Below are 25585 nucleotides of genomic sequence, written 5' to 3' on the forward strand. Positions count from 1 at the left end.
CTGGTTGTTGTTGTCGGTTTGTGAAGCGGGAGGCTGTATATGATTCATCGGCGCGTGACCTGTCCCAACGCACTCATGAAGTGATCATTTTCCGCGGCGGTGCCGATGGTGACGCGCAGATAGCGCTCGTAGCCCTTCTCACGCCATGCCTTGACGATGATGCCTTGCCGGAGCAGCACGGCTGCGAGGCTTGCGCTGTCACCGCCGCAATCGAAGAACAGGAAATTGGTCTGCGAAGGCGCGACCGTGAAGCCAAGTCCTTGCAGCGTTATTGCAACACGCTGGCGTTCGCCGCGCAGGCGCTCGACCGAAGCCAGCATCCAAGCCTCGTCGCCCAATGCGGCGATTGCAGCGGCTTGCGCGGCCGCGTTGACGTTGAACGGGGTCTTGGCGGCGGTGATCACCCGCGCCAGTTCGGCATTGCAACAGACTGCATAGCCGACCCGCAGCCCGGCGAGGCCATAGGCCTTGGAAAAGGTGCGCAGCACGACGAAAGCAACACCGCTTTCGCGCAGTATCTTCAGCCCGTCGGGACAAGTGGCGTCGGCGAATTCGAAATAGGCTTCATCGAGCACGAACAGCGTGCCCGGCCTGACCGCCGCGATCAGCCGTTCCAGCGACGACCGGTCGAGGGCCGGGCCGACGGGGTTCCACGGCGAGGACAGGAAGACGATGCGCGGGCCGGCGGCTATCGACCGCTCAAGCGCGTCAAGATCGAAGGCAAGATCGGCCGTCATCGGCACCTTGACGACCTCGGCCCCTTGCGCGAGCGGTTCGATCTCATGCAGTCCGAAGCTCGGCACAACCGTCGCCACCCGGCTGCCGGGCACCAGCATGGCGCGCGAAACGGCAGCGATCATCTCCTCCGAGCCGTTGCCGACTACGATCGTATCGGGCGCCACGTCCAGCTTGCGGCCAAGGGCGGCACGCAGCGCGGTGCAGGCTGGGTCGGCATAGCGCCAGGGCTCCAGCGCGGGCGAGGAGAGGGCGGCCAGAACCGCCGGCGAACAGCCGTCGGGGTTTTCGTTGCTGGCAAGACGCGCAATGTCGGCGCGGCCCGAGATGGAGCGCGCGACCGCGATGTTCATGCCGGCATTATAGGGCGGCAGCGCCGCGACATGCGGATTGAAGGCCAGTGCGTCTGCCGGGATGTCGTCGATTGTGTGGTCCACGCCGTTGCTTCCGTTCTCTGGGGCTTACCTGGAGTGCGTATTGGTATTCGGGCGCCGCGCCCGTCATAAATCCAAGGCGATGGACCCTTTCGGCTTCGAGCAGCACAGCAGCACTTCGCCGGGCGCGAGTTCGTCGAGCGGCTCTTCGAAATATTCGACTTCTCCGGAAATCAGACGCGATTTGCAGGTGCCGCAAATACCGGCCCGGCAACTGAATTCCGGCGAGAGTCCCTGATCCTCTGTAAAGGCAAGGAGCGATTCCGCCGCGCTGTCCCATATGGCCGTGCGGCCGGACTTCCGGAATTCGACCGTCTCCGCTCCAGCCGGAATCTCTGTCCGCACCGGCGTTGGCGCAGGCGCGGCGGGCTGTTCGAGCAACGTTGCCGGTCCGAAGAACTCATAGGCGATGCGCTGGCGCGGAACGCCGAGCCCGCGCAGCAGCCCATGGACCGCCTGCATGAAGGGCGACGGGCCGCAGAGATAGAAGTCGTAATCATCGAGCGGCAGAAGGCTTTGCAGAACCTCGCGCGTGACCACGCCCTCGCTGTGATGCCGGTGGGCCTTGTGATCCGCCTCAGTCGGGAAGCGATAGCAGAAATGTATGTTCACACCCGGCCGCGATGCCGCTACCGTCTCCACTTCGTCGCGCAGCGCGTGCACGTCGCCGTTCTCGCAAGCGTGGATGAAGAACACCTTCCGCTCGCTGCCGGCCAGCGCATGCAGCATCGAGACCAGCGGGGTCAGCCCGACGCCACCACTGAGCAGCACAACAGGCCGGCTGCTTTCGCGGTCGAGCACGAAGTCGCCGCGCGGCCCCTCGGCGATCAGGACGTCGCCGACCTCGATCCGGTCGTGCAGATGGCAGGAACCGACGCCGTCCGGCACGTCGCCGGCAGGTGCCGCCTCGCGCTTGACGGTGATGCGGTAGGAACCATGGCGCTCCGGCGAACAGGAAACGCTATAGTTGCGCAGCACGAAATCGCCGCCGCTCGGGGCAGGGATGCGGAAGATCAGAAACTGTCCCGCCTCGAACGGCCGCCAGCCGTCCGGGTCCACCGGCTCCAGATGGAACGAGGTGATGATGGCGCTTTCACGCACCTTGTCCACCACCTTGAGTTCGCGAAATCCGCTCCGGCGTACGTTGACGGGGGCGGTGAAGGCGTTCATTCGGCCGCTGCCAATTGCTGGTCTTCGGCCGCTATCAGCTTGGCCAGATTGCGACGGAAGCGCAGCGGGCCGACATCGATCTTCAGGTCGAGGTTGGGCGTGCGCTTGTTGGCCATGCCCTTGTGCACGGCGTTGAGCACGACGCGGTCCTCATCGAAGGCGCCACGCACCGACTTGGCGAACTGGCGCGACACCTCTTCGTCGTCGGGCGCGAAATTGCGCATCTGGAACCAGTAATATTTGGTGTGGTTCTCATCGACGGGGGTCATGAAGTTGTAGCTGTCCATGAGGAAGACATCCTCATGGTAGGGCTTGCCTTCCCCGCCGGTGTTGGCCGGCACGAAGATCGCCTTGATGATGGCGTTGCTCGGATAGCGCACCTCATAGTGCTGCTTGCGGTCGCAATTGCCGGGGAATTTCAGATAGGGCGCGTAGAAGGGGGCGGGCTCGACATCGGTCATCCAGCGCCAGACGGTCACGCCGTCTTCGCCGACGGTGGTTTCGAGCGGCGCTTCCTCGGCGGCCGAATTGCCGAACGAGCTCTGATGCACCCAGGCGACATGCGAGGGGTCGAGCAGATTGTCGGTCATGTAGAGATAGTTGCACTCGAGCGTCATGGATTCGCCGCGATTGACGCCCCAGTCGGGATCGCCCCAGTGCTCGACCTGGAAAATCTTCGCCGGATCGGCCAGGGCCGGGTCGCCCATCCAGACCCACAGCAGGCCGTAGCGCTCGGCAATCGGATAGCTGCGCACCTGTGCCACATGGGGAATCTTCTCGGCGCCCGGAACGCGGGTGCAGGTGCCGGTGCAGTCAAAGGTCAGGCCGTGATAGCCGCATTCGACATTGTCGCCCTTGATACGCCCCATGGAGAGCGGCAGCTTGCGGTGCGGGCAGGCATCTTCCAGCGCGGCTGCCACGCCATCGGTCCTACGATAGAGAACGATTTCTTCGCCGAGAATCTTGATCGGCTTCAACTCGTTGTTGCCGACCTCGTGATCCCACGCGGCGACATACCAGCAATTCCTGAGAAACATGGCCGCATCCTCCCCGGAGACCTCGTTTGATTGACCAAGGCTAGCGTGGACGCCGCGACGCAAAAAGGACTTGCATCTGCGTTTTATTTTAGAAAAACTAAAACAAAAAACACTTCGATGGATGCATGTGATGAAATCGCCTCCCTTGCGCGCAATTCAGGCCTTCGAGGCTTTTGGCCGGCTCGGAAGCGTAACGGGGGCGGCCGAAGAGCTGGGCGTTTCGGCCGGAGCCGTCAGCCAGCAGATTCGCAAGGCGGAAGAGACGCTCGGCGTGCAGCTTCTGGAGCGGCGCGGCAGGGTCGTGACCATGACCTCCTGGGGACGCCTTTACCACTCGGCCATATCGACGGGCTTTTCCCATATCCGCGAGGCGCAGGAGCTGCTCGAGCGGGCGCGCACCGAAAGCGCCCTTACCATCTCGTGCCTGCCCTCGCTTGCCAGCAAATGGCTGGCGCCGCAGCTCTTTGACTGGCAGGCACGTCATGTCGGCGCCACGGTGCGGCTGATCGGCGCCGAGGAGGAAGTGCGGTTCGGTGAAGAACCATTCGACTTCCGCATTTCCTATGGCGTCAAGAACCGCGATTACGATCATTTTTCGGAACTGTTCACCGACTGGGTGGTGCCGGCCTGCTCACCGATGCTGCTGGAGCGGCAGCCGCTGCGCAGGCCGGCGGACATCCTCGAGCGCCCGCTTCTCGCCATCGAATGGGCGCGCGACCATCGCTCGCCCCCGACATGGGCGGAATGGGCGGCAAGCATCGGCGAAAGGCATCGCAAGGTTGCGGGAGACGTGGCGTTCTCGATGTCCAGCGCGGCCATCGATGCGGCGGTAAACGGCCGGGGCTTCGTGTTGGCGCAACTTTCCATGGCCGGAGACGACATAGCCTCCGGCCGGCTGGTGGTGCCGTTCAACCTGCCGCTGAAGCTGCCGCATCCCTATTTCCTCGCCTGGGACCGTTCGGCGCTGCAAAAGCCGTTCGGATCCGAATTGCGCACATGGATGATGTCGATCGCTGCTCAACATGGCGCGAAATATACAAGGCAGCAGACACATGCGCTTTGAGGGGATGGCTTGCGATCATCCCGGCTTTGACGCCTTGCGGTGGCCAATGCGCCACCGGGGAGGTGGCATAAAGATGCCTTATGTGCGCATTTTTTGAATAAATTTTTGTAATGCTGTTGTCGAATTTAGTCTCGCTGCATCAGGTCCGGTTACCAGGAGGAGCAGTGTAATGACCGATGACGTACCACATCTCATGACCGACGACATGCTGCACGTTATGAAGTGGCATAACGGCGAGAAGGACTATTCGCCCTTCTCCGATGCCGAGATGGCGCGCCGGCAAAATGACGTGCGCGGCTGGATGGCCAGGAATGATGTCGATGCGGCGCTGTTCACGTCCTACCACTGCATCAACTACTATTCGGGCTGGCTCTACTGCTATTTCGGCCGTAAATACGGCATGGTCATCGACCACAACAACGCCACCACCATTTCGGCCGGCATCGACGGCGGGCAGCCATGGCGCCGCAGCTTCGGCGACAACATCACCTATACCGACTGGCGGCGTGACAATTTCTACCGCGCCGTGCGCCAGTTGACGCCGGGCGCCAAGCGCGTCGGCATCGAGTTCGACCATGTCACGCTCGATTTCCGCCGCCAGCTCGAGGAGGCGCTGCCGGGCGTCGAGTTCGTCGATGTCGGCCAGCCTTCGATGTGGATGCGCACAATCAAGTCGGCCGAGGAACACAAGCTGATCCGCGAGGGCGCGCGCGTCTGCGACGTCGGCGGCGCGGCCTGCGTGGCCGCGGTCAAGGCCGGCGTGCCGGAGCATGAGGTGGCCATTGCCACCACCAACGCCATGATCCGGGAAATCGCCAAGTCGTTCCCCTTCGTGGAACTGATGGACAGCTGGACCTGGTTCCAGTCCGGCATCAATACCGATGGCGCGCATAACCCGGTCACCAACCGCATCGTGCAGTCGGGTGACATCCTCTCGCTCAACACGTTCCCGATGATCTTCGGCTACTACACCGCGCTCGAGCGCACCCTGTTCTGCGATCATGTCGATGACGCCAGCCTCGACATCTGGGAGAAGAACGTGGCTGTCCATCGCCGCGGGCTCGAACTCATCAAGCCGGGCGCGCGCTGCAAGGACATCGCGCTTGAGCTCAACGAGATGTATCGCGAATGGGACCTGCTGAAATACCGTTCGTTCGGCTACGGCCATTCCTTCGGGGTGCTGTGCCACTATTACGGCCGCGAGGCGGGCGTGGAGCTGCGCGAGGATATCGACACCGTGCTGGAACCCGGCATGGTGGTGTCGATGGAACCCATGGTGATGCTGCCGGAAGGCACGCCGGGCGCCGGCGGCTATCGCGAGCACGACATCCTCATCGTGCAGGAGGACGGTGCCGAGAACATCACCGGCTTCCCCTTCGGCCCCGAGCACAACATCATCAGGAACTGACGGGATCGGAGGCTTATCGTGGGCTTCCATATTCCTCACGACTGGCCGGATCGGTGGATGGACAAGCCGTCCGTCCACCGTCGCCCGGCACCGGGCCTGGGCGCGGCAGATTTGTCGCGCCTTGCCGCGCAGGTCATTGCCGCGATGTGCAAGCATGTTTCCAAGCCAACAGGAGCGCCCGTGCCTGATGGGCGCAAAGCCGACCGGAAGCGCGGACTTGACATGCCGTGGCGATCTTTCTGATTGGACATCAAAAGCCGCGGGGACACCGCGGCTTTTCATACGGAAAACGTCTTGCAATCTAAGTGCTTGACCCCAGTCCGAAGGACCGCGTCAGCGAAAAGTGGAAATCGGTTTTCGCAAACGTCATCGGACTCTAACGCGGAAATTCGGTTTCCAGAGCCTTGACTATGCCATCGGCGCAGACCTGAAGCAGGATCTCGCCTTTTTCGGCCGAGGCTTCCTTCGGCGAGGACAGCGTGCCGCTGGCGGGCGTCCATTCCGGCTTGGGCGGATAGACGTCATAGGGCGGGAAGCTTGCCGGCGCATGGTCGATCGCGCGCTCCAGGCGCACCTGTTCGGGGTAGAGTGCCAGCATCAGGGAAGTTTCCAGCACGCCGCCATGTTCGATCTCCCAACCGGGGAAACCCTTCGGGTAAAGCCGGTTGATCGTGTCCTTGTCGACGAAATCCCAATAGGAAAGCACGACGACCTTCATGTCGTCGATGCCGCTCCATTTGAGCTCGCGCAGCGCCAGATCGATGCCTTCGATGATGAACCAGGAATTCTCGAAATGCCCGTTGAACAGGCAGATGCGGCGTACGCCGTGGCGGGCGAATTCCTTCAGGACGTCGCGTAGCGCCGCAACCAGTGTGGCGCCGTCGAGGCTGGTGGTGCCCGGCAAGTGATTGCCGCCGCCGGATTTCTGATGCGACTTGTAGCCATAAGTGAAGGGCGGGGCGACCAGCGCGCCGATGCGGCTTGCCACGCGGCGCGCGAACTCGACGGGCAAAAGCACATCGACATTCATCGGCATGTGGTGGCCGTGCTGTTCCATCGAGCCGATCGGCAGCAGGATCGGCGTGTCTCCCCCTCGCACCCTGGCGTCATAGTCGGCCCAGGAAAGCTCGGCTGCGAAAACGGACTGCTCAGGCATGGACATCTCCCATTTTGTCTTGCAGCCAACAATTGAGGCTATTGCGAAGATATGAGAAATTTATAATCGTCATCCTTGTATGAGGATTTGAAATCCATGCGCAACATCACCAACTTCCAGACCGATCTGCTGCGGACCTTCGTTTCGGTCATCGACCTTGGCGCCTACACCAAGGCCGGCGATGTGCTGGGCCGCACCCAGCCGGCGATCTCGCTGCAGATACGCAGGCTGGAGGACCTGGTCGGTGCACCGGTCATCAAACAGGTCGGGCGCACGCTGATGCTGACCGGCGAGGGCGAGATGCTGTTGAGCTACGCCCGCGAAATATTGCGGCTCAATGACGAAGCGGCGTCCTATTTCAACCGCGCCAAGATTTCGGGCGTGCTGCGGGTGGGGTTGCCGAACGACTATGCGGTGGCGTTCCTGCAGGGTGTGATCACCGAATATACGCGCCGGCATTCGGAAATCTCGCTGGAGATATATTGCGGCTGGAGCGCCGAGATTCTCGACCGGCTGCGTGCCGACGAACTCGACCTTGCCATCGCCATGGTCAACAGCGAAAGGGCGCAATATCTCTCCCGCACATGGATCGAGCGGCCGATATGGGCGGCTGCGGAGGGCGTGACCTTCGATCTTGCGGGGAATATTCCCCTTGCCGCCCATCCCGAAGGCTGCGCCTACAGGGAACGCATGATCCAGGCGCTTGACGCAGCCCGCGTGCGCTGGCGTGTGGCCTATACGGGGCCGGGCATCAGCGGGTTGCAAAATGCCGTCCTCAACGGTCTCGGCGTCAGCGCGCTCACCCGCTACACGATGCTGCCCGGCATGCGCGAACTGGATGAACGGGACGGCTTTCCGGCACTTGCCGAAATCCGTGTCGGGCTATTCTACAAGCATCCGCGCCTGTCGGACGCGGGCATCAGGCTGATCAACCACATCATCGCCAGACTGGACGAGGCCGGCGTTTCCGGCGACCTCATGCGCGCGTCCGGAGAGCTCGATCGGCAATAAGCAGCGTAAATGCGGAAATTATCAGAATTAATTTTCCAAATATATTTGCTCTGCATACCCTTGCGGAAACAAAACCAAAAAAGGGGAATGCGATGACGATCAAGGGCGTGTTGTCGGGGCCGCGCACCCGGCGCGAAATTCTCAAGGGCGCGAGCGTATTGGGGGGCGGCGTTCTCGCGATGCCTTACCTTAGCCGGCTCGCTTTCGCCGAGCCCGTAGAGCTTACCATGCTGGCTTGGTACGGCCATGCCGAGCCTGATGTCGTTGCCGAATTCGAGGCGGAAAACAACGTCAAGTTCAAGCCGAAATACTATACCGGCGGCGACAATATGCTGGGCCTGATCGCTCAGTCCCCTCCCGGCACCTTCGACCTCATCCTGTCCGATGCCGAATATGTGCAGCAGCTCAACGCTGCGGGCTATATCGAGGAACTCGACCCCAAGGACTACAATTTCGACGATTATTTCCCCGAGTTCCAGCAGTTCCCCGGCCATTGGAAGGATGGCAAGCTCTATTCGGTGCTCACCCGTTTCGGCTTTCTCGGCGTCGCCTACAACACCGAGGCCATCACTGAAAAGGAAGCCTCGACCTACAATGTCTATTGGGCGGAGAAGCTGAAGGGCAAGGTCGGGCATTTCGACTGGCATCTGCCCAATCTGGGTCAGATCAGCCTGCTCAACGGCAATGCCTCGCCCTATGACATAGACGAGGCGGCCTGGAAGGCGGTGCAGGAAAAGACCTTGTCGCTGCGCCCGCAGATCGGTGGCTTCTTCGACTATGGCGGCACTTTCTCGTCGCTGCAGAACGGCCAGATGCTGGCCATGGCCGGCATCGGCGACTGGATCACCGGTACGCTGGAGCGCAACGGCGCCAAGGTGCGCAGCGTCATTCCGGAGGAGGGCGGGCTTCAGTTCACCGAATCCTTCTCCATCGGCAAAGGCACCAGGAAAGCGGAGCTGGCCAGGAAGTGGATCCAGTACATCACCTCGCCCAAGGGGCAGGTGAAGTCGGCCAATATGGCGGCCTATCCCTGCCTCATCCCCAACAAGAAGGGCTGGGAGCTTCTGGCCAAGGAAACGCCCGAGGAGGCCAAGCGGCAGGGCATGCTGCTCAATGAGCACAACGCCATGGATCTGATCCGCGACGGCCGCATCAAATACCGCCAGCTACCGGTACAGCAAAGCCTTGAGGACTGGAACGATTTCTGGTCCGAATACAAGGGCTCGTAGCTTGCAGGGCCGTTAAGGCTTCAGCATTGTGAGCATCGGGGCGCGGGCGTTCGCGTCTGCCCCCAACCGGCAATTCCTGCACGGTGTGGGCCGAGCAGACGTGCCAACAATCTGGACCCCACGCGATGCGGAAATCGATCACACTTTACGGACTGACCTTTTCGCTGCCGATGCTGGTCTGGCAGGCCCTGTTCTTCCTGGCGCCGCTGCTCTTCCTGATCGCGCTGAGCTTCTGGACGGTCAGGAACTTCCGGATGGAGCCCGACTTCGACACCGTCAACTGGGTGCGTATGCTCGGCCGCGGGGTCTTCTGGGACGCCTATCTGCGTACCTTCGGGCTGGCGACCGCCGCCGCCGTCATCACCAGCGCGCTCGCCTTTCCCTGCGCCTATGCCATTTCCTTCAAGCTGTCGGAAACGGCGCGCCGCTGGGCCATCTTCCTGATGGTCATCCCGTTTTTCACCAGCTATCTGGTGCGCGTCTATTCCTGGCAGATATTCCTGTCGGACAACGGCATCATAAACGCCTTGTTCGCCAAGGTCGGGCTGGGGCCATATGGCATGCTCAACTCCAATTTCGGGACCATGGTCGGCTATCTGACACTGAGCTTCCCGCTGGTTGTCCTGTTGCAGCTCTTCAGCCTGATCTTCGTCGACAGGACGCTGATCGAGGCTGCGCACAATCTGCGCTGTGGCCGGCTGCGCACGGTGTTCGAGGTCGTCGTGCCGTCGGCCAGGGTCGGCCTCGTAATCGCGGCGCTGTTCTGTTTCATCCTGACATTCGGTGACTTCGTGAGCCCGCTTTATCTCGGCGGCGGCGACCCGCCCACGCTGTCGATCCTGATCACCGACACCACCAAGTCCGGCCAGCAGTGGCCGCGGGCGGCGGTGATTGCCCTGACGATGATCGCAACGCTGCTCGCGGTCGCCTTTGCCGCGGTGAGCTACGCCTACAGGGAGCGCGGACGATGAACGACTTCAACCGCAACCGGCTGATCGACTGGGCGCTGAAGCTTTACGTGCTGCTGGCCTTCGCCTTCATCTTCGCGCCGATCGCCGCCAGCTTTGTCTTCTCGTTCAATGTGGATCGCTTTCCGTCGCTTCCGCTCGGGGGCTTCTCCACGATATGGTATGAGGCGGTATTCAACGATCCGCTGGTATGGGAAGGGCTGCGCAACACGCTGATCGTGGGCATCGTCGTGTCTGTGCTGGCGACGGCCATAGGTTTCGGCGCGGCCTATACCGATTTCCGCTACAAGTTCTTCGGCAAGACCTTTTATCTGGCGCTGGCTCTTCTGCCGCCGACCATCCCCGTGGTCATCCTCGGCCTGGCGATGCTGGCGTTCCTGTCCAACATCAGCCTGTCGGGAGGCATTCACTCGGTCATCATCGCCCATGTGGTGATGTGCGCGCCCTTCGCCATGGCGATCGTTCGCCTCAGGCTGTCGCAGATGGATCCGTCGCTGGAGGCGGCGGCGTGGAATCTCGGCGCGTCGGAGTGGAAGGCGATGCGCCATGTCATCATCCCCTTCTGCAAGCCGGCGATCTTTGCCGCGCTGTTCATCACCATGGCGGTGTCCTTCGACGAATTCGCGGTTGCCTGGTTCGTCTCGGGGCTCAACGAGACCTTGCCGGTCAAGGTGCTCGGCTTCCTCCAGGGTCAGGTCAGCCCACGTATCAACGTCATCGGCACTTTCGTCTTCATCATCTCGATGACGCTGGTGGTGCTTGCCCAGATACTGCTCATGAAACGCAGTGCCGCGCCCAAGGTCGCGGCAGTACCAGCCGGAGTAACCCAGTCATGACCGACCAGCCCCTCGTCGTCTTCGACGGTGTCGTCAAGAGGTTTGGAAGCTTCGTCGCCGTCGAGAAGATGAACTTTGAAATCCGCAAGGGTGAGTTTCTCGCAATCATGGGTTCCAGCGGCTGCGGCAAGACCACGACGCTGCGCATGCTGGCCGGGTTGGAAGCACCGAGCGAGGGCGAAATCCGCCTTGCCGGCAAGCGCATCAACGACCTGCCGACCTGGCAGCGCGACACGCCGATGGTGTGGCAAAGCCTGGCGCTGTTCCCGTTCCTGACGGTTCGCGAGAATGTGGAGTTCAGCCTGCGCATGCGCGGCATCGGAAGGTCGGAGCGCCGCAAGCGTGTCGATATGTGGCTGGAGCGCATGCAGATCACCGAGTTCGCCGATCGCAATGTGGCGCATCTGTCCGGCGGCCAGCGCCAGCGCGTCGCGCTCGCCCGGTCGCTGGTGACGGAGCCGGAAATCCTACTGCTCGACGAGCCCCTGTCCGCGCTCGACGCGCATCTCAAGGTGCGCATGCAGACGGTGCTATCCAACTTGCAGCGCGAGCTTGGCATCACCTTCGTCTATGTCACGCACAGCCAGTCGGAAGCGTTCTCGATGGCCGACCGTGTCGTCATCATGAGTCGCGGCCGCATCGAGCAGATTGGCAACCCGCAGGAAATCTATCGCGCCCCGCACACGAAGTTCGTAGCCGAATTCCTGGGTTCTTCGAACATCTTCGCCGGCAATGTCTCCTACGTGAACGGCAAGTCGGTGAAGATCGCCACGCCGGCGGGCGAATTCATCGTGCTGCCCAATGCCGCCCGGCCGCTGGTCAAGGGCGACAAGGCGACCTTCGTGGTGTCGGACGACCGCATCCATCTGAGCAACGAGCCGCCTGCGGATGGCTATAACGGCATGCAGGCATCGGTCGTGGGCGAGGAGTTCGTCGGTGCCACGGCGGTGATCCATCTGGAAGGCGCCGAGCGCGTCGAAATCAAGGCGCAGAAGAGCCACGAGGAACTCGAGCAGCTCAATCTGGAGCCGGGTGTACGTGTCTGGGTGTCGTGGCGCCCGGATGCCACACATATCCTGCCGGGCGAATAGGGGAGTTGCAGCGGCAGGGAACGTTTATGACCAGATGTGGAAGTGACGTTGCATATATGAGATGCATTGCTGGTTGGCTTCCAGGCGGCCGGCACCATCGATCGTTGCATCGAAAAGGGCGTCAAGGTCATTTGCGGACGTAGCGGCCGGCCTTTCAAAGCCGGCAGGCAGCCAGATGCCGATACCCCTGGCCGCCAGAAGCCCGGAAAGCCAATAGTCATCCACCGTCCACAGCACGTCCGGTATGTCGAACGCCCGATCGTCAAAAAAACGCGGACGGACAACCGCGCCACCATAGCCTTGCAGAACATCGACATAGCCGGGCTTTGCGATAATCACGGGTTCCGGACGCGGATAGACGTTCCCTTTGGTAATCCGATGATAAATTCGGTGGGCGCGATACTTGACGGTGCGCCTTGCCCGCACCGCGCGCGGCTGCCTGGAGCGGGCAGATGCGGGAAGGTCCTTGCCGATTACGGCGACGCAGTCTTCCGGTCTGGCGGATTGTTCGGAAAGCAATCGCTCGGCCCACCCGGCCTGATAGATGCGATCGTCGTCGCAAAACAGGATCTGGGCTTCTGTTTCGCGAAGTGACTGTATGGTGAACAAGACTTTCGATGCCGGTCCGAGATCGTCATCCGGTCGGATGATCTTGATGCGGTCAGGAACGTCCGGAAGTTCTCCGCTGTATTCGGGGAACCTCCTGTAGGCTCTCGGGATGTAGAGGCGGATTTCGTCCACGCCAGCCTGTTTTGCAAGGCTGTCGAGCGTGGGGCCGATTTCCTGAAATCGTGGTGGAATAGTGGAGAGCGATATGACGCGTAACAAGGCTGTTTTGTTCCTTCGATCGGCGCGGATTAGCAGCCAAACCGCGCAAGTTCAATCAACGACCGTGCAAAGTTTATAGCCGGGTACGATACGCAGCGGGCGTGGTGCCGTTGCGCTCGCGGAAAGCCCGGATGAAATGCGATGAATCGCAGAACCCCGTCGAGGTGGCGATTTCAGTCACCGACTGATCGGTGTGGCGAAGCAGGAACTCGGCATATTCCAGCCGCATGATCTTGTAGGCGAGCGTCGGGGCCATGCCGACGCTGGTCTGGAAACGCCTTTCCAACTGGCGCCGGTTGGTGCCCAGCCGCCGCGCGATTTCGGCGGCGGAAAGCGGCGCGTCGATATTCTGCTGCATCAGAAGCAGCGCCTTCTTCACCAGCCCATCGTCGGTCTTGAGGTCGAGCGGGATGCCGGGCTGCGGCTTCTCCGCTCTCAGAGCATCGTCGATGATCATGATGTGCAGGCTCTTGCGGGCCTGTGCGCGACCGATATGCTTTTCCACCAGATAGGCGGCCAGATGCGCCGAACTTGCGCCGCCCGAGCAGGTCAGCCGGTTGCGGTCGACGATGAATATCTGGTCGGAGACGGGCTTCAGGCCGTCGAACTGCTCCAGAAAATCGGCGTGGTGGAACCAGCTCACGCAGCAGCGATAGCCGTCCATCAACCCGGCGCGGTGCAGGATGAAGGCCCCGGTGCAGACGCCCACCAGCGGCACTTTCGCCGCTGCGGCCCGTTGCAGGTAACGCATATATTCGAGGCTGAGATTGGGGATTTCGTCGATCAGGCCGCCGACCACGACGATGTAGTCGAACTTCCCCGGATCGCCCAGCCGCTCATTGGGTTGCACCAGAACGCCACAGCTCGAGGCCACGGGGCTCATCGTGTCCGACAGCAGCGTCCATTCGCACAGGATGGGCCGGCTGCGGTCGCCTTCGTCGGCGGCTAACCTCAGCACGTCCACGAAATTGGCGAAGGCGCAGAGCGTGAAGCGGCGGGCAAGGATAAAGCCTACCGACAGGCGCGGCGCAGGCGTTCCGCGCCTCGGCTGCTGACCGGATCTGATGCTCTGTTCCATGAAGCCTCCCGCGACCATGTCGCAAGGGTAACATTATGCTGACGCAACTATTCTGTCCAACGTGGAAAGAGTCCTCGATACTCGGGCCATGTTGAACTCCGGGGTGTGCTATGGCCCGCTTTTCGTTTTCGTCGCTGCTCACCAACGCCCTGACCGGTAACAAGAACTGGCAGCCGCAATGGCCCGATGCCGAGCCCAGGGCCGAGTATGACGTCATCATCGTCGGCGCAGGCGGGCATGGCCTGGGCGCGGCCTATTATCTCGCGAGCCAGCACGGCATCACCAATGTCGCCATCATCGAGAAGGGATGGCTCGGCGGCGGCAACACCGGCCGCAACACCACCATCATCCGCTCGAACTACCTCTATGACGAAAGCGCCATGCTCTACGAGCATGCCATGAAACTGTGGGAGGGCCTGAGCCAGGAGCTGAACTACAATGTCATGTTCTCGCAGCGCGGGGTGATGATGCTGGCGCACAATGTGCACGACGTGCAGAGCTTCAAGCGCCACATCCATTCGAACCGGCTGAACGGCATCGACAATGAGTGGCTGACGCCGGAGCAGGCCAGGGAATATTGCCCGCCGCTCAACATCGCGGCCAATGCCCGCTATCCCGTGATGGGTGCGGCCCTGCAGCGGCGCGGCGGCGTCGCCCGCCACGACGCGGTGGCCTGGGGCTATGCGCGCGGCGCTGCGGCGCGTGGCGTCGATATCATCCAGAACTGCCCGGTGACGGCGATCCGCCGCGATGCGTCGGGCAAGGTCATGGGTGTCGAGACGGCCAGGGGCTTCATCAAGGCGAAGAAGGTTGCGGTGTCGGCAGCCGGCAATACATCCGTCGTGATGGATACGGCCGGCGTGCGCCTGCCGTTGGAAAGCTATCCCTTGCAGGCGCTGGTGTCGGAGCCGGTCAAGCCGATTTTTCCCTGTGTGGTCATGTCCAACACGGTACATGCCTATATCTCGCAGTCCGACAAGGGCGAGCTGGTGATCGGTTCGGGCACCGACCAGTATGTTTCCTACAGCCAGCGCGGCGGCCTGCCGCTGATCGAGCACACGGTGGCGGCGATCTGCGAGGTGTTCCCGATCTTCACGCGCATGCGCATGCTGCGCAAATGGGGCGGCATCGTTGACGTTACCCCCGACCGTTCGCCGATCATCGGCAAGACGCCGGTGCCGGGGCTTTACGTCAATTGCGGCTGGGGCACGGGTGGCTTCAAGGCAACGCCGGGTTCGGCCCATGTCTTTGCCCACACCATCGCCCGCGACGAGCCGCATCTGATCAACGCGCCCTTCACGCTGGAGCGCTTCACCACCGGCCGGCTGATCGACGAGGCGGCGGCCGCCGCCGTCGCGCACTGAGGAAAACCGAAAGATGTTGCTCATCCGCTGCCCCTATTGCGAGGCCGAGCGCCCGGAACTCGAATTCACCTATGCCGGCGAAGCGCATATCGCGCGCCCGGCCGACCCGTCGCAGCTGACGGACGAGGAGTGGAAGGACTTCCTGTTCATCCGCTCCAATCCGCGCGGCACACATTTCGAGCGCTGGCGCCACCAGCATGGCTGCGGCCGGTTCTTCAATGCCGTGCGCGACACCGTCAGCGACAAATTCGTGATGACCTACAAGGCCGGGCTGCCCCGCCCGACCGAGACCGAACTCAAGGAAGCACGGTCATGACCAGCTACCGCATTCCCGGCAAGGGCCGCATCGACCGCAGCAAGCCGGTGCGCTTCGCTTTCAACGGCGACAACTATCACGGCTACCAGGGCGACACGCTGGCCTCCGCGCTGCTTGCCAATGGCGTGCATCTGGTTGGCCGTTCGTTCAAATATCATCGCCCGCGCGGCATTCTGTCGGCCGGGTCGGAAGAGCCGAACGCGCTGGTCGGCACCAGTCGCGGGCCGGGCCGCTTCGAACCCAACACGCGGGCAACGGTGCTCGAGGTCTTCGACGGCTTGAGCACCACCAGCCAGAACCACTGGCCGTCGCTGAAGCGCGACATCGGCGCGATCAACGACGCGCTCTACATGCTGTTTTCGGCCGGCTTCTACTACAAGACTTTCATGTGGCCGAAGTCCTTCTGGAACAAGGTCTATGAGCCCTTCATCCGCGGTGCCGCCGGTCTCGGCAAGTCGCCGACCGAACCGGATCCAGATACCTATGCCAGCCGTTTCGCCCATTGCGACGTGCTTGTCGTCGGCGCCGGGCCGGCAGGGTTGGCAGCTGCGCTCGAAGCCGGACGCATCGGCGCCAGGGTCATTCTCTGCGACGAGCAGGCCGAACCGGGCGGTTCGCTGCTGTCGGAAACGGATGCCGGCATCGACGGCCTTTCCGGCTGGGAGTGGTTGAACACAGCGATGGCCGAGCTCGCAACGCTGCCAAACGCCACCGTACTGACCCGCACAACGGCAATCGGCTACTACCACCAGAATTTCATCGGCCTGTGCCAGCGGCTGACCGACCATCTGGCCAGCCCGCCGCAAGGCGCGCCGCGCGAGCGCATGTGGAAGGTGCGGGCAAAACAGGTCGTGCTGGCGCAGGGCTCGATCGAAAAGCCACTGGTGTTCGATGGCAACGATCGCCCCGGCGTGATGCTGGCCGGTGCCGCGCGCAGCTATCTCAACCGCTTTGGCGTCAAGGTCGGCAACCGCCCGGCGGTGGTGACGTCGCATGACAGCGCCTGGCTGGCCGCATTCGATCTTGCCGAGGCAGGCGTGAAGGTCGCTGCCATCGTCGATATCCGGCCCGAGGTTGCTGGCCATCTGAAGCAGCGCGCTGCGGCTCTCGGCATCGAAGTGCTGGCAGGCTGGACCGTCACCGGCACCAGCGGCCGACTGCGGGTCGCTTCCGCGCGCGTCAACCCGGTCAGCCGTGGCGGCGTGGTCGGTCCGGCCCGCACGATTGCCTGCGACGCGCTCCTGATGAGCGGCGGCTGGACGCCGAGCGTGCATCTGTTCTCGCACACCAAGGGCAAGCTCGACTGGAACGAGGACGGCCAGATGTTCCTGCCCGGCGATCACGCCGAGGCGAGCCGCTGCGTCGGCGCCGGCAATGGCAGCTTCGGTCTTGCGGCGGCCCTTGCGGAAGGTGCCGCGGCGGGCGTGGGCGCTGCCGTGGATGCCGGCTTCAAGGCGAAGGCGGGAATCTACAAGGTCGGGAACGAAGTGCCGCTGACCGGCGTCAGCAACCGTGAATTGCCGACCGACCGCAACGCGTCCAGGGCCAAGGCTTTCGTCGATTTCCAGAACGACGTCACCGCCAAGGACATCAGGCTCGCCGTGCGCGAGGGCTTCAAGTCGATCGAGCACATCAAGCGCTACACCACCACCGGCATGGCGACCGATCAGGGCAAGACCTCCAACATCAATGGTCTCGCCATCGCCTCCGATGCGGTGAAGCGCCCGGCGCCGGCGGTGGGCCTCACCACCTTTCGCCCGCCCTACACGCCGACTACTTTCGGTGCCTTTGCCGGCTACAATCGCGGCGAGCTGTTCGAGGTGACGCGCAAGACGCCGATCGATGGGTGGGCCGAGGAAAACGGAGCCGTTTACGAGCCTGTGTCGTTGTGGCGGCGCGCCTGGTATTTCCCGCAGCCCGGTGAGGATATGCATGCCGCTGTGGCGCGCGAATGCAAGGCGGTACGGGAAACGCTGGGCATGTTCGACGCCTCGACGCTGGGCAAGATCGAGATCGTCGGGCCGGATGCGGCCGAATTCCTCAACCGCATGTACACCAACCCGTGGCTGAAGCTTGGCGTGGGCCGTTGCCGCTACGGCGTGCTGCTCGGCGAGGACGGCTTCATCCGAGACGACGGCGTCATCGGCCGCCTCACGCCCGACCGCTTCCATGTCACCACCACCACGGGCGGGGCCGCGCGCGTGCTGGCCATGATGGAGGACTATCTTCAGACCGAATGGCCGGACCTTAAGGTGCGGCTCACCTCCACCACCGAGCAGTGGGCGGTGATTGCCCTGCAGGGGCCGAATGCACGCAAGCTGCTGGAACCGCTGGTCGAGGGCATCGACCTCTCGGAAGAGGCGTTCCCGCATATGTCGGTGGCCGAAGGGCGCATCTGCGGTGTGCCGACGCGGCTGTTCCGCATGAGCTTCACCGGCGAGCGGGGCTATGAGGTCAACGTGCCGGCGCGCTATGGCCGCGCGGTGTGGGAAAAGCTCCACGGGGCCGGGCAGCAGCTCGGCATCACGCCCTACGGCACCGAAACCATGCACGTGTTGCGCGCGGAGAAGGGCTACATCATCGTCGGTCAGGACACCGACGGCACGCTGACGCCGGACGATGCCGCCCTCGGCTGGGCCATCGGTAAGGCCAAGCCCGATTTTGTCGGCAAGCGCTCGCTGAGCCGGCCGGACATGCTGAAGGAAGACCGCAAGCAGCTTGTGGGCTTGCTGACATCCGATCCGGACACGGTGCTGGAGGAGGGTGCGCAGATCGTGCTCGATCCCAACCAGACGCTGCCGATGAAGATGGTGGGCCACGTCACGTCCTCCTACTGGAGCCCGGCGCTCGGCCGCTCGATCGCGCTTGCCGTGGTCGAGGGCGGGCGGGCCCGCGAGGGCGAAACCGTACATATCCCGATGCCGGGGCGCACGCTGGCCGCCAGCATCACCGGCACGGTGTTCTACGATCCCGACAACAAGCGTCTGAGCGCATAGGAATACGATCATGATGCACGAACATCACCCGCTGGTCGGCCGCGAGATCGCCATCCGCAAGGCCATGCCGCTCATCGTCCGTGTGGCGGCCGATACGGCCCGCTTCAGCCTGCGGATCGACCCGGCCGAGATTGAAAAAGCGTCGAAGGCGTTCGGCCTGAACCTGCCGGCGAAAATCGGCGAAACCGCCATCTCCGGAGAAAAGCGGGCGATCTGCCTTGGTCCGGACGAATGGTATCTCACCGCGCCGCTGGCCGAGCAGGAGGCGGTGGAGCAAGCCTTTGCCGATCTCTATGCGACTGCTGTTCACAGTCTCGTCGATATCGGCCATCGCGAGGTTGGCATCGAGATCGAGGGCTCGGATGCGGTGCTTGCGCTGCAATCTGCGCTTGCCTTCGACATCGAGGCGATGCCTGTCGGCAGCGGTTGCCGCACCATCTTCGACAAGGCCCAGATCGTCTTGTTGCGCGAAGCGGAAAATCGCTTCCGCATCGAGGTCTGGCGTTCCTTCGCCGACCATGTCTGGGGGCTTCTGCAGGCGGCCGGCCGCGAGATCGAACTCGACATCTGAGACGCTCTTGCCGTGAGGGAAACATGCCGCGCGTCAACCCGGCCGGCTCGCGCCCAGACGACGATGCCGGAAAGCGTGAAGCGGCTTTCCGGCGACGTCACGATCTACCTGATTGAATTTTCTGCATATACGCAACGCCAAGTGATTTCATGTCGGCGCTATATGCTCTGGCCCCGATGCGTCAGGCCTTCCCCCTCCCGCTAGAATTCGGAAATATGCCTGAACGCGACACATCTTGACGAGAATGCGTCTTGAATCGCTTTCCGAGGCGGGCGAAATAGCGCCATGATCAAGGTCACTAGCGATTTGAGGGAGCTTTCTTCTCAACGCGTCGATGGGTTGGGCGCGGTTTCGATAAGGCACAAGGACGGACGGTCCCGCATCGCGCGTCTCTACCAGGACGGCGCCGCCAAGATCCGTATGCCCCGCACCATGAGCGATCCGCTCGAGACCGTGCTGATCAATACATCCGGCGGCCTGACCGGCGGGGACCGGCTCCGCTGGGAGGTGGGTGTCGAGACAGGCGCATCTGCGGTTGTCACCACGCAGGCCTGCGAGCGCATCTACCGCTCGGCGGGTGGCGAATCGCTCGTGTCTTCCACGCTGACGGCAGCGAAAGGCACGCGTCTGGCCTGGCTTCCGCAGGAGACGATCCTGTTCAACGGCGCCGTCCTCTCGCGCAAGCTGGACGTGGATGTGGCAGCCGATGCCGAAGTGCTGATCTCGGAAGCGACGCTTTTTGGCCGTCAGGCCATGGGCGAAACCGTCGAAGAGGCGCACTTCCATGATCGCTGGCGCGTTCGCGTCGGTGGCAGGCTGGTGCATGCCGAGGATTTTCGGCTTGGCCCGAAGGTCGCGGACCAGTTGGGCAAGGCTGCGGTCGCGGGCGGGGCGAGGGCTGTGGCAACGGTGTTGTTGATAGCAGCAGATGCGGAGAGACGACTGGCGCGCGCGCGTGATACGCTGGATGAACAGGCAGGAGTGAGTGTGTGGCGGGTCGGCGAAAGCACCAAGCTGGCGGCGCGCCTCTACGCTCCTGATGGTTATACTCTTCGCAAGCGGTTGATGCCCTTGCTGGCACTGCTTAACGGGCAGGCCGGCTTGCCGAAAGTATGGTCAATCTAGGAACGCCGCACGGCGGAAAATGCTGAAACGGTTGAAAAGATGAATCTGACACCAAGGGAAAAAGACAAACTGCTGATTGCGATGGCCGCCATGGTGGCGCGCCGCCGGCTCGAACGCGGGGTGAAGCTGAACCATCCCGAGGCCATCGCGCTCATTACCGATTTCGTGGTGGAGGGCGCTCGCGACGGACGCTCGGTCGCCGACCTGATGGAGGCGGGTGCGCATATCCTCACCCGCGAACAGGTCATGGACGGCGTGGCCGACATAATCCCGAATGTGCAGGTCGAAGCAATGTTCCCCGACGGCACGAAGCTGGTTACGGTACAAGAGCCGATACGCTGAGGCGTCCGGCTTAAAAGATCCCGGCGAAAGCCGGCGGCGCAGGGTGAGCGATGCGCTCCATGCGCCGGCAGCAGAAAGCATGCGCATCGCAAGGTTTCCGCCGCACGGATCAATATCGCAGCGGCGATGGCAACTGACGAGAAAGGTCAAAAGAATAATGAAAAAGACAACGATCGTTGCGGCAGCGGCCATGACGCTGATGGCAAGTCCCGCATTTGCCCACCTCAATCCGGCCGAGCACGGATCGTTTGCCGCCGGCTTCAGCCATCCGCTTACCGGCACGGACCATATCCTGGCCATGGTGGCGGTGGGCCTGTGGGCGGCGATGCTTGGCGGCCGCGCGCTGTTTGCGGTGCCGGCTGCCTTCGTCGGCGTCATGATCGTCGGCTTCCTCACGGCGCTTTTCGGCCTGCCGGTGCCCTTCGTCGAGCCGGTCATCCTCGCCTCTGTGGTGGTGCTCGGCCTGGTCGTCGCACTGGCGCTTCCGGTGCCCGTCGTGGTCGGCGCGGCCATAGCCGGCTTCTTCGCCTTCTTCCACGGCCATGCGCATGGCAGCGAGATCGGCGCCGCAGGCCTCCTCTCCTACGGCGCGGGCTTCGCGCTGGCGACCGCGCTGCTGCATGCGGCAGGCATCGGCCTCGGGCTCGGTGCCGGACGCCTGTGGCAAGGCAGTGCCGGCCGCATCGCCATGCGCGTGGCTGGCGGCGCGACCGCGCTTGGCGGCCTGATGCTGATGGCCGGTTAAGGAACCAGGTCATGATTCCCGGTGAAATCATTACGCCCGAAGGCGAAATCGAGCTGAACCAGGGCGCGCCCGTGGTCACGGTCAAAGTTGCCAATACCGGCGACCGGCCGATCCAGGTTGGCAGCCACTATCATTTCTATGAGGTGAACGAGGCGCTGCAGTTCGACCGCGAAGCGACGCGCGGCTTGCGCCTCGACATTGCGGCGGGCACCGCGGTTCGTTTCGAGCCCGGCCAGGAACGCGATGTGCCGCTCGTCCCCATCCTCGGCAAGCGCGAGGTTTACGGCTTTCGCCAGATGGTGATGGGCAAGCTTTGACGCCCGGATAGGGCCCTGCCGCCGGATCGGGACGCGTAAATGCGATTTCGATCCGGTGTCCCGATTTTGACGACAGCGAGCGACGGCATCCAGTTCCATCCGTCGCTCCGAAGCGGAACCAACGGTCCCGCGCGTTTCACACTATCCAGCTTTCACGGAAAGCATCGACGGAGACGTTTTAATGCCAGCCAGGATCAGCCGCGCGACATACGCGCAGATGTTCGGCCCCACGACCGGCGACAAGGTCAGGCTTGCCGACACCGATCTTTTCATCGAGGTGGAGAAGGACCTCACCATCTATGGCGAGGAGGTGAAGTTCGGGGGCGGCAAGGTCATCCGCGACGGTATGGGCCAAAGCCAGCTTTCGCGCGCCCAGGGCGCGCTGGACACCGTCATCACCAATGTGGTCATCCTTGACCATACCGGCATCTACAAGGCCGATGTCGGCCTGCACAACGGGCGCATCGCCGCAATCGGCAAGGCCGGCAACCCGGACACGCAGCCCGGTGTCGACATCATCATCGGGCCGGGCACCGAAATCATTGCCGGCGAAGGCAAGATCCTGACTGCCGGCGGCATCGATACCCATATCCATTTCATCTCGCCGGCGCAGGTGGACGAGGCGCTCGCCTCCGGCGTCACCTGCATGATGGGCGGCGGCACCGGCCCGGCGCATGGCACGCTGGCCACCACCAGCACACCGGGGCCGTGGCACATCGCACGCACCATCCAGGCTTTCGACGGCCTGCCGATCAATATCGGCGTGTTCGGCAAGGGGTCGGCCACGCTGCCCGGCGCGCTGGAGGAGATGATCCGCGCCGGCGCCTGCGCGCTGAAGATCCACGAAGACTGGGGCGCGACGCCGGCGGCCATCGACAATTGCCTCACCGTTGCCGACGATTTCGACGTGCAGGTGGCGATCCATTCCGACACGCTGAACGAGGGCGGCTTCGTGGAGGACACGCTGGCCGCTTTCAAGGGACGGACCATCCATTCCTTCCACACGGAAGGCGCGGGCGGCGGTCACGCGCCGGACATCATCCGGGTGTGCCAGTATCCGAACGTTCTGCCTGCCTCGACCAACCCGACGCGGCCGTATACGGTCAACACCATCGCCGAGCATCTCGACATGCTGATGGTGTGCCATCACCTGTCGCCGTCGATCCCCGAGGACATCGCCTTTGCCGAAAGCCGCATCCGCAAGGAAACCATCGCGGCCGAAGACATCCTGCACGACATGGGCGCGTTCTCGATCATCTCCTCTGACAGCCAGGCCATGGGCCGTGTCGGTGAAATGGTGATCCGCTGCTGGCAGACGGCGGACAAGATGAAGCGCCAGCGCGGCAGCCTGCCTCAGGATGTGCCGGGTAACGACAACTACCGGGCCCGTCGCTATGTGGCGAAATACACGATCAACCCGGCCATCGCCCACGGCATGGCGCATGAGATCGGCTCGGTGGAAGTGGGCAAGCGCGCCGACCTGGTATTGTGGACGCCGGCCTTCTTCGGCATGAAGCCGGAGATGGTGCTGCTCGGCGGCTGCATCACCATCGCGCCGATGGGCGACACGAACGGCTCGATCCCGACGCCGCAGCCCATGCATTACCGCCCGATGTTCGGTTCCTTCGGCAAGGCGCGCACCAACAGCTCCATCACCTTCGTTTCGCAGGCGGCGATGGAAGAAGGCTTGCGCGAGAACATCGGCGTGGACAAGCAGATGGTGGCGGTCGCCAACACGCGCGGCGGCATCGGCAAGCGCTCCATGATACTCAACGACGCCATGCCGAAGATGGAGGTCGATCCCGAAACCTATGAGGTGCGGGCCGACGGCGAGCTGCTTACCTGCGAGCCGTCCGATGTCCTTCCCATGGCGCAGCGCTATTTCCTGTTTTGACTAGCGAAGGAACGATCATGTTTCGGATAACCGCCATCATCCGCGCCCATGAGGCATCCGATGCCGTTGCGGCCGCCGGTCATTCCGTTCTGGAGCGCGATGAGCGACATTTGCGCCGCAAGGCGATCACACTTGCCAGCGGCGAGAAGGTGCTTGCCGATTTCCCGGAGCCGGTGGTGCTGGAACATGGCGACCGCCTGGTGCTGGAGGACGGTCGCCAGATCGAGATACGGGCGGCAAGCGAGCAGCTCTACGAGATCAGGGGCCGCGGCGCCCTGCACATCGCCGAACTCGCCTGGCATATCGGCAATCGGCACCTTGCCGCGCAGATCGAGACGGATCGCATCTTCATCCTGCGCGATCATGTCATCAAGGCGATGCTGGAAGGGCTTGGCGCAACGGTGAAGGACGTGGAGGCGATCTTCAGCCCGCTGCGCGGGGCCTATTCCGGCGGTCATCACAATCACGACCATGATCACGATCATCATCATTCGCATGACGATCATCATGGTCATACCCGTCATGAGCATCACCATCACCACGATTGATGCAAACAAGTCGCTGCTGCGCCTGACGGCATGGCTGTCGCCGGTCTTCCCGGTGGGCTCCTTCAGCTATAGTCACGGGCTGGAGCGGGCTGCTCATGACGGGCTGGTCGGCAACGCAGACGAGTTGCGGGACTGGCTGGCGGAACTCGTCGCCAGCGGTTCCGGCTGGAACGACGCGGTGCTGTTTGCCGAGAGCTGGCGGCGCGCGCGTGCCGGCGAAGAGCTCGCCGAAGTCGCTGAACTGGCGGAGGCGCTTGCAGGCAGCGCCGAGCGCCACATGGAAACCACGCTGCAAGGCGCGGCCTTCCTCGATGCGGCGGGACAGTGGCCCGCCGACGTGCTCGACCGTCTGCCGTCCTTCTGTCCCTACTGCGTAGCCGTCGGCGCCGTCTGCGGCGCACATGGCATTGCGCTTGCTTCTGCACTGGAAGTTTTCCTTCAGGCCTTCTGCCTTAATCTCCTGCAGGCGGCGATCCGCCTTTCGCTGACCGGCCAGAATGGCGTGACCGCGCTGCTTGCGGCGCTGGAGCCCGTGCTGGCGGCCACTGCCGCACGCGCGTCGGCATCCACACTTGACGATCTCGGTTCCGCGACTTTCATCGCCGATATCACGGCCATGAAACACGAAACCCAACATTCGAGGCTGTTCCGCTCATGACACAGAAAAATGGACCCCTGCGCGTCGGTATCGGCGGCCCGGTCGGTTCGGGCAAGACGACGCTTACCGAAAAGCTTTGCTCGGCGTTGCGCGATACATATTCGGTCGCCGTCATCACCAACGACATCTACACCCGAGAGGATGCGCTGATCCTGGCGAAGCATCAGGCCTTGTCGGAAGACCGCATCATGGGCGTTGAGACCGGCGGTTGCCCGCATACGGCGATCCGCGAGGACGCTTCGATCAATCTGCAGGCGATTGCCGAGATGAACCGGCGCTTCCCCGATCTCGATATCGTCTTCATCGAATCCGGGGGCGACAACCTCGCGGCCACCTTCTCGCCCGACCTCGCCGATCTCACCATCTATGTGATCTCGGTCTGTCAGGGCGAGGAAATTCCGCGCAAGGGCGGGCCGGGCATCACGCGTTCCGATTTCCTCGTCATCAACAAGAGCGATCTGGCGCCTTATGTTCACGTCGATCTCGACGTGATGGAAGAAGATGCGGCGCGCATGCGCGGGAAGCGCCCCTTCGCCTTCACCGATCTCTATCGGGGCAAGGGCGTGCAGGAGGTCATCGATTTCATTGTCGAGAATGGCGGGCTTGCGCGCGAGACGCAGGCGCGCGCCGGATAAAGCCTTTCCGGCAATAGAAAGCGGTTGCGA

General features: G+C 62.9%; 25 protein-coding genes. 19 read left to right on the top strand and 6 right to left on the bottom strand.

All coding sequences use genetic code 11. The annotated features are described in order from the left end of the window. Window positions 1-44: 44 nt before the first annotated feature. From hisC to C7441_RS00735, 3 genes are all read right to left on the bottom strand, one after another. Window positions 45-1172 (bottom strand): histidinol-phosphate transaminase, encoded by a 1128-nt coding sequence (gene hisC / locus C7441_RS00725; RefSeq protein ID WP_109611281.1) that lies wholly within the window; start codon window positions 1170-1172, stop codon window positions 45-47. 63 nt (window positions 1173-1235) lie between these two features. Further along, a complete protein-coding gene (locus C7441_RS00730; RefSeq protein WP_109611282.1) occupies window positions 1236-2339 on the bottom strand; it encodes a 2Fe-2S iron-sulfur cluster-binding protein in 1104 nt (367 codons plus the stop codon). Continuing rightward, the gene (locus C7441_RS00735) at window positions 2336-3376 is read right to left on the bottom strand and encodes an aromatic ring-hydroxylating dioxygenase subunit alpha (protein ID WP_109611283.1); all 1041 of its coding nucleotides are present in this window, start codon (window positions 3374-3376) and stop codon (window positions 2336-2338) included. The genes C7441_RS00730 and C7441_RS00735 overlap by 4 nt, the downstream gene beginning before the upstream one ends. 121 nt (window positions 3377-3497) lie before the next feature. Here C7441_RS00735 and C7441_RS00740 point away from each other — a divergent pair, with 121 nt between their 5' ends. Then, window positions 3498-4439 (top strand): LysR substrate-binding domain-containing protein, encoded by a 942-nt coding sequence (locus C7441_RS00740; RefSeq protein WP_040693259.1) that lies wholly within the window; start codon window positions 3498-3500, stop codon window positions 4437-4439. Window positions 4440-4632: 193 nt separating this feature from the next. After that, window positions 4633-5847 carry a M24 family metallopeptidase gene (locus tag C7441_RS00745; protein ID WP_109611284.1) on the top strand — a complete coding sequence of 405 codons (1215 nt, stop codon included), beginning with the start codon at window positions 4633-4635 and terminating at the stop codon, window positions 5845-5847. A gap of 376 nt (window positions 5848-6223) precedes the next feature. Here the strand turns inward: C7441_RS00745 and C7441_RS00750 are convergent, their stop codons facing one another. Further along, window positions 6224-7003 carry a creatininase gene (locus tag C7441_RS00750; RefSeq protein ID WP_026060705.1) on the bottom strand — a complete coding sequence of 260 codons (780 nt, stop codon included), beginning with the start codon at window positions 7001-7003 and terminating at the stop codon, window positions 6224-6226. 96 nt (window positions 7004-7099) lie between these two features. Here C7441_RS00750 and C7441_RS00755 point away from each other — a divergent pair, with 96 nt between their 5' ends. The 5 genes from C7441_RS00755 (at window position 7100) to C7441_RS00775 (ending at window position 12138) form a co-directional block, all read left to right on the top strand. After that, window positions 7100-8014 (top strand): LysR substrate-binding domain-containing protein, encoded by a 915-nt coding sequence (locus C7441_RS00755; protein ID WP_019173696.1) that lies wholly within the window; start codon window positions 7100-7102, stop codon window positions 8012-8014. A gap of 92 nt (window positions 8015-8106) precedes the next feature. Beyond that, on the top strand, window positions 8107-9243 hold the full coding sequence (locus C7441_RS00760; RefSeq protein WP_109611285.1) for a polyamine ABC transporter substrate-binding protein: 1137 nt from the start codon (window positions 8107-8109) through the stop codon (window positions 9241-9243). Between the two features lie 125 nt (window positions 9244-9368). Next, window positions 9369-10214 carry an ABC transporter permease gene (locus C7441_RS00765; RefSeq protein ID WP_109611286.1) on the top strand — a complete coding sequence of 282 codons (846 nt, stop codon included), beginning with the start codon at window positions 9369-9371 and terminating at the stop codon, window positions 10212-10214. Continuing rightward, the gene (locus C7441_RS00770; RefSeq protein WP_109611287.1) at window positions 10211-11047 is read left to right on the top strand and encodes an ABC transporter permease; all 837 of its coding nucleotides are present in this window, start codon (window positions 10211-10213) and stop codon (window positions 11045-11047) included. The genes C7441_RS00765 and C7441_RS00770 overlap by 4 nt, the downstream gene beginning before the upstream one ends. Beyond that, window positions 11044-12138, top strand: coding sequence for an ABC transporter ATP-binding protein (locus tag C7441_RS00775; protein ID WP_019173691.1), 1095 nt, complete (start codon window positions 11044-11046; stop codon window positions 12136-12138). Before C7441_RS00770 ends, C7441_RS00775 begins: the two co-directional genes overlap by 4 nt. A 24-nt stretch (window positions 12139-12162) precedes the next feature. Here C7441_RS00775 and C7441_RS00780 read toward each other — a convergent pair whose 3' ends face one another. Both C7441_RS00780 and C7441_RS00785 read right to left on the bottom strand, forming a co-directional pair. Then, window positions 12163-12966: a glycosyltransferase family 2 protein gene (locus tag C7441_RS00780; protein WP_244916018.1), complete on the bottom strand. Its 804-nt coding sequence runs from the start codon at window positions 12964-12966 to the stop codon at window positions 12163-12165. Window positions 12967-13039: 73 nt separating this feature from the next. Next, window positions 13040-14044, bottom strand: a complete 1005-nt coding sequence (locus tag C7441_RS00785; RefSeq protein WP_210205591.1) for a GlxA family transcriptional regulator — start codon at window positions 14042-14044, stop codon at window positions 13040-13042. 110 nt (window positions 14045-14154) lie between these two features. On the opposite strand from C7441_RS00785, the gene C7441_RS00790 reads away from it, so the two are divergent. The 12 genes from C7441_RS00790 (at window position 14155) to ureG (ending at window position 25555) form a co-directional block, all read left to right on the top strand. Further along, window positions 14155-15408 carry a sarcosine oxidase subunit beta family protein gene (locus C7441_RS00790; protein WP_109611290.1) on the top strand — a complete coding sequence of 418 codons (1254 nt, stop codon included), beginning with the start codon at window positions 14155-14157 and terminating at the stop codon, window positions 15406-15408. A gap of 13 nt (window positions 15409-15421) precedes the next feature. After that, window positions 15422-15724: a sarcosine oxidase subunit delta gene (locus C7441_RS00795; RefSeq protein ID WP_109611291.1), complete on the top strand. Its 303-nt coding sequence runs from the start codon at window positions 15422-15424 to the stop codon at window positions 15722-15724. After that, entirely contained in the window at window positions 15721-18720 is a 3000-nt protein-coding gene (locus tag C7441_RS00800) for a sarcosine oxidase subunit alpha (RefSeq protein WP_109611292.1), read from the top strand. The genes C7441_RS00795 and C7441_RS00800 overlap by 4 nt, the downstream gene beginning before the upstream one ends. A gap of 10 nt (window positions 18721-18730) precedes the next feature. Then, entirely contained in the window at window positions 18731-19291 is a 561-nt protein-coding gene (locus C7441_RS00805; RefSeq protein ID WP_109611293.1) for a sarcosine oxidase subunit gamma, read from the top strand. A gap of 285 nt (window positions 19292-19576) precedes the next feature. After that, complete coding sequence (locus tag C7441_RS00810; protein ID WP_170124968.1) at window positions 19577-20416, top strand: urease accessory protein UreD; 840 nt, start codon at window positions 19577-19579, stop codon at window positions 20414-20416. Window positions 20417-20455: 39 nt separating this feature from the next. Then, window positions 20456-20758, top strand: coding sequence for an urease subunit gamma (locus tag C7441_RS00815; RefSeq protein ID WP_019173684.1), 303 nt, complete (start codon window positions 20456-20458; stop codon window positions 20756-20758). 157 nt (window positions 20759-20915) lie between these two features. Beyond that, entirely contained in the window at window positions 20916-21503 is a 588-nt protein-coding gene (locus tag C7441_RS00820) for a HupE/UreJ family protein (protein WP_109611294.1), read from the top strand. 11 nt (window positions 21504-21514) lie between these two features. Continuing rightward, window positions 21515-21820 (top strand): urease subunit beta, encoded by a 306-nt coding sequence (locus C7441_RS00825; protein ID WP_019173682.1) that lies wholly within the window; start codon window positions 21515-21517, stop codon window positions 21818-21820. Window positions 21821-22001: 181 nt separating this feature from the next. Further along, complete coding sequence (gene ureC, locus C7441_RS00830) at window positions 22002-23714, top strand: urease subunit alpha (protein WP_109611295.1); 1713 nt, start codon at window positions 22002-22004, stop codon at window positions 23712-23714. A 17-nt stretch (window positions 23715-23731) separates the two neighbouring features. Further along, the gene (gene ureE / locus C7441_RS00835; protein ID WP_109611296.1) at window positions 23732-24262 is read left to right on the top strand and encodes an urease accessory protein UreE; all 531 of its coding nucleotides are present in this window, start codon (window positions 23732-23734) and stop codon (window positions 24260-24262) included. Then, window positions 24237-24920: an urease accessory protein UreF gene (locus C7441_RS00840; protein ID WP_425326553.1), complete on the top strand. Its 684-nt coding sequence runs from the start codon at window positions 24237-24239 to the stop codon at window positions 24918-24920. The genes ureE and C7441_RS00840 overlap by 26 nt, the downstream gene beginning before the upstream one ends. Next, complete coding sequence (gene ureG / locus C7441_RS00845) at window positions 24917-25555, top strand: urease accessory protein UreG (RefSeq protein ID WP_109611297.1); 639 nt, start codon at window positions 24917-24919, stop codon at window positions 25553-25555. The genes C7441_RS00840 and ureG overlap by 4 nt, the downstream gene beginning before the upstream one ends. The last annotated feature ends 30 nt before the right edge of the window (window positions 25556-25585 follow it).

It is taken from the genome of Pseudaminobacter salicylatoxidans (genome assembly GCF_003148475.1).
Lineage (GTDB): Bacteria > Pseudomonadota > Alphaproteobacteria > Rhizobiales > Rhizobiaceae > Pseudaminobacter > Pseudaminobacter salicylatoxidans.

Excerpts from the sequence above, each read along its gene's own strand:
- C7441_RS00825 (WP_019173682.1), top strand. The coding sequence starts at position 21,515 with ATGATTCCCGGTGAAATCATTACGCCCGAAGGCGAAATCGAGCTGAAC.
- C7441_RS00765 (WP_109611286.1), top strand. The coding sequence starts at position 9,369 with ATGCGGAAATCGATCACACTTTACGGACTGACCTTTTCGCTGCCGATG.
- C7441_RS00840 (WP_425326553.1), top strand. The coding sequence starts at position 24,237 with ATGAGCATCACCATCACCACGATTGATGCAAACAAGTCGCTGCTGCGC.
- C7441_RS00790 (WP_109611290.1), top strand. The coding sequence starts at position 14,155 with ATGGCCCGCTTTTCGTTTTCGTCGCTGCTCACCAACGCCCTGACCGGT.
- C7441_RS00740 (WP_040693259.1), top strand. The coding sequence starts at position 3,498 with ATGCATGTGATGAAATCGCCTCCCTTGCGCGCAATTCAGGCCTTCGAG.
- ureG (WP_109611297.1), top strand. The coding sequence starts at position 24,917 with ATGACACAGAAAAATGGACCCCTGCGCGTCGGTATCGGCGGCCCGGTC.
- C7441_RS00820 (WP_109611294.1), top strand. The coding sequence starts at position 20,916 with ATGAAAAAGACAACGATCGTTGCGGCAGCGGCCATGACGCTGATGGCA.
- C7441_RS00735 (WP_109611283.1), bottom strand. The coding sequence starts at position 3,376 with ATGTTTCTCAGGAATTGCTGGTATGTCGCCGCGTGGGATCACGAGGTC.
- C7441_RS00785 (WP_210205591.1), bottom strand. The coding sequence starts at position 14,044 with ATGGAACAGAGCATCAGATCCGGTCAGCAGCCGAGGCGCGGAACGCCT.
- C7441_RS00755 (WP_019173696.1), top strand. The coding sequence starts at position 7,100 with ATGCGCAACATCACCAACTTCCAGACCGATCTGCTGCGGACCTTCGTT.
- C7441_RS00805 (WP_109611293.1), top strand. The coding sequence starts at position 18,731 with ATGATGCACGAACATCACCCGCTGGTCGGCCGCGAGATCGCCATCCGC.
- C7441_RS00800 (WP_109611292.1), top strand. The coding sequence starts at position 15,721 with ATGACCAGCTACCGCATTCCCGGCAAGGGCCGCATCGACCGCAGCAAG.
- C7441_RS00745 (WP_109611284.1), top strand. The coding sequence starts at position 4,633 with ATGACCGACGACATGCTGCACGTTATGAAGTGGCATAACGGCGAGAAG.
- C7441_RS00750 (WP_026060705.1), bottom strand. The coding sequence starts at position 7,003 with ATGCCTGAGCAGTCCGTTTTCGCAGCCGAGCTTTCCTGGGCCGACTAT.
- C7441_RS00730 (WP_109611282.1), bottom strand. The coding sequence starts at position 2,339 with ATGAACGCCTTCACCGCCCCCGTCAACGTACGCCGGAGCGGATTTCGC.
- C7441_RS00795 (WP_109611291.1), top strand. The coding sequence starts at position 15,422 with ATGTTGCTCATCCGCTGCCCCTATTGCGAGGCCGAGCGCCCGGAACTC.
- ureC (WP_109611295.1), top strand. The coding sequence starts at position 22,002 with ATGCCAGCCAGGATCAGCCGCGCGACATACGCGCAGATGTTCGGCCCC.
- C7441_RS00810 (WP_170124968.1), top strand. The coding sequence starts at position 19,577 with ATGATCAAGGTCACTAGCGATTTGAGGGAGCTTTCTTCTCAACGCGTC.
- C7441_RS00815 (WP_019173684.1), top strand. The coding sequence starts at position 20,456 with ATGAATCTGACACCAAGGGAAAAAGACAAACTGCTGATTGCGATGGCC.
- C7441_RS00760 (WP_109611285.1), top strand. The coding sequence starts at position 8,107 with ATGACGATCAAGGGCGTGTTGTCGGGGCCGCGCACCCGGCGCGAAATT.
- C7441_RS00775 (WP_019173691.1), top strand. The coding sequence starts at position 11,044 with ATGACCGACCAGCCCCTCGTCGTCTTCGACGGTGTCGTCAAGAGGTTT.
- C7441_RS00770 (WP_109611287.1), top strand. The coding sequence starts at position 10,211 with ATGAACGACTTCAACCGCAACCGGCTGATCGACTGGGCGCTGAAGCTT.
- ureE (WP_109611296.1), top strand. The coding sequence starts at position 23,732 with ATGTTTCGGATAACCGCCATCATCCGCGCCCATGAGGCATCCGATGCC.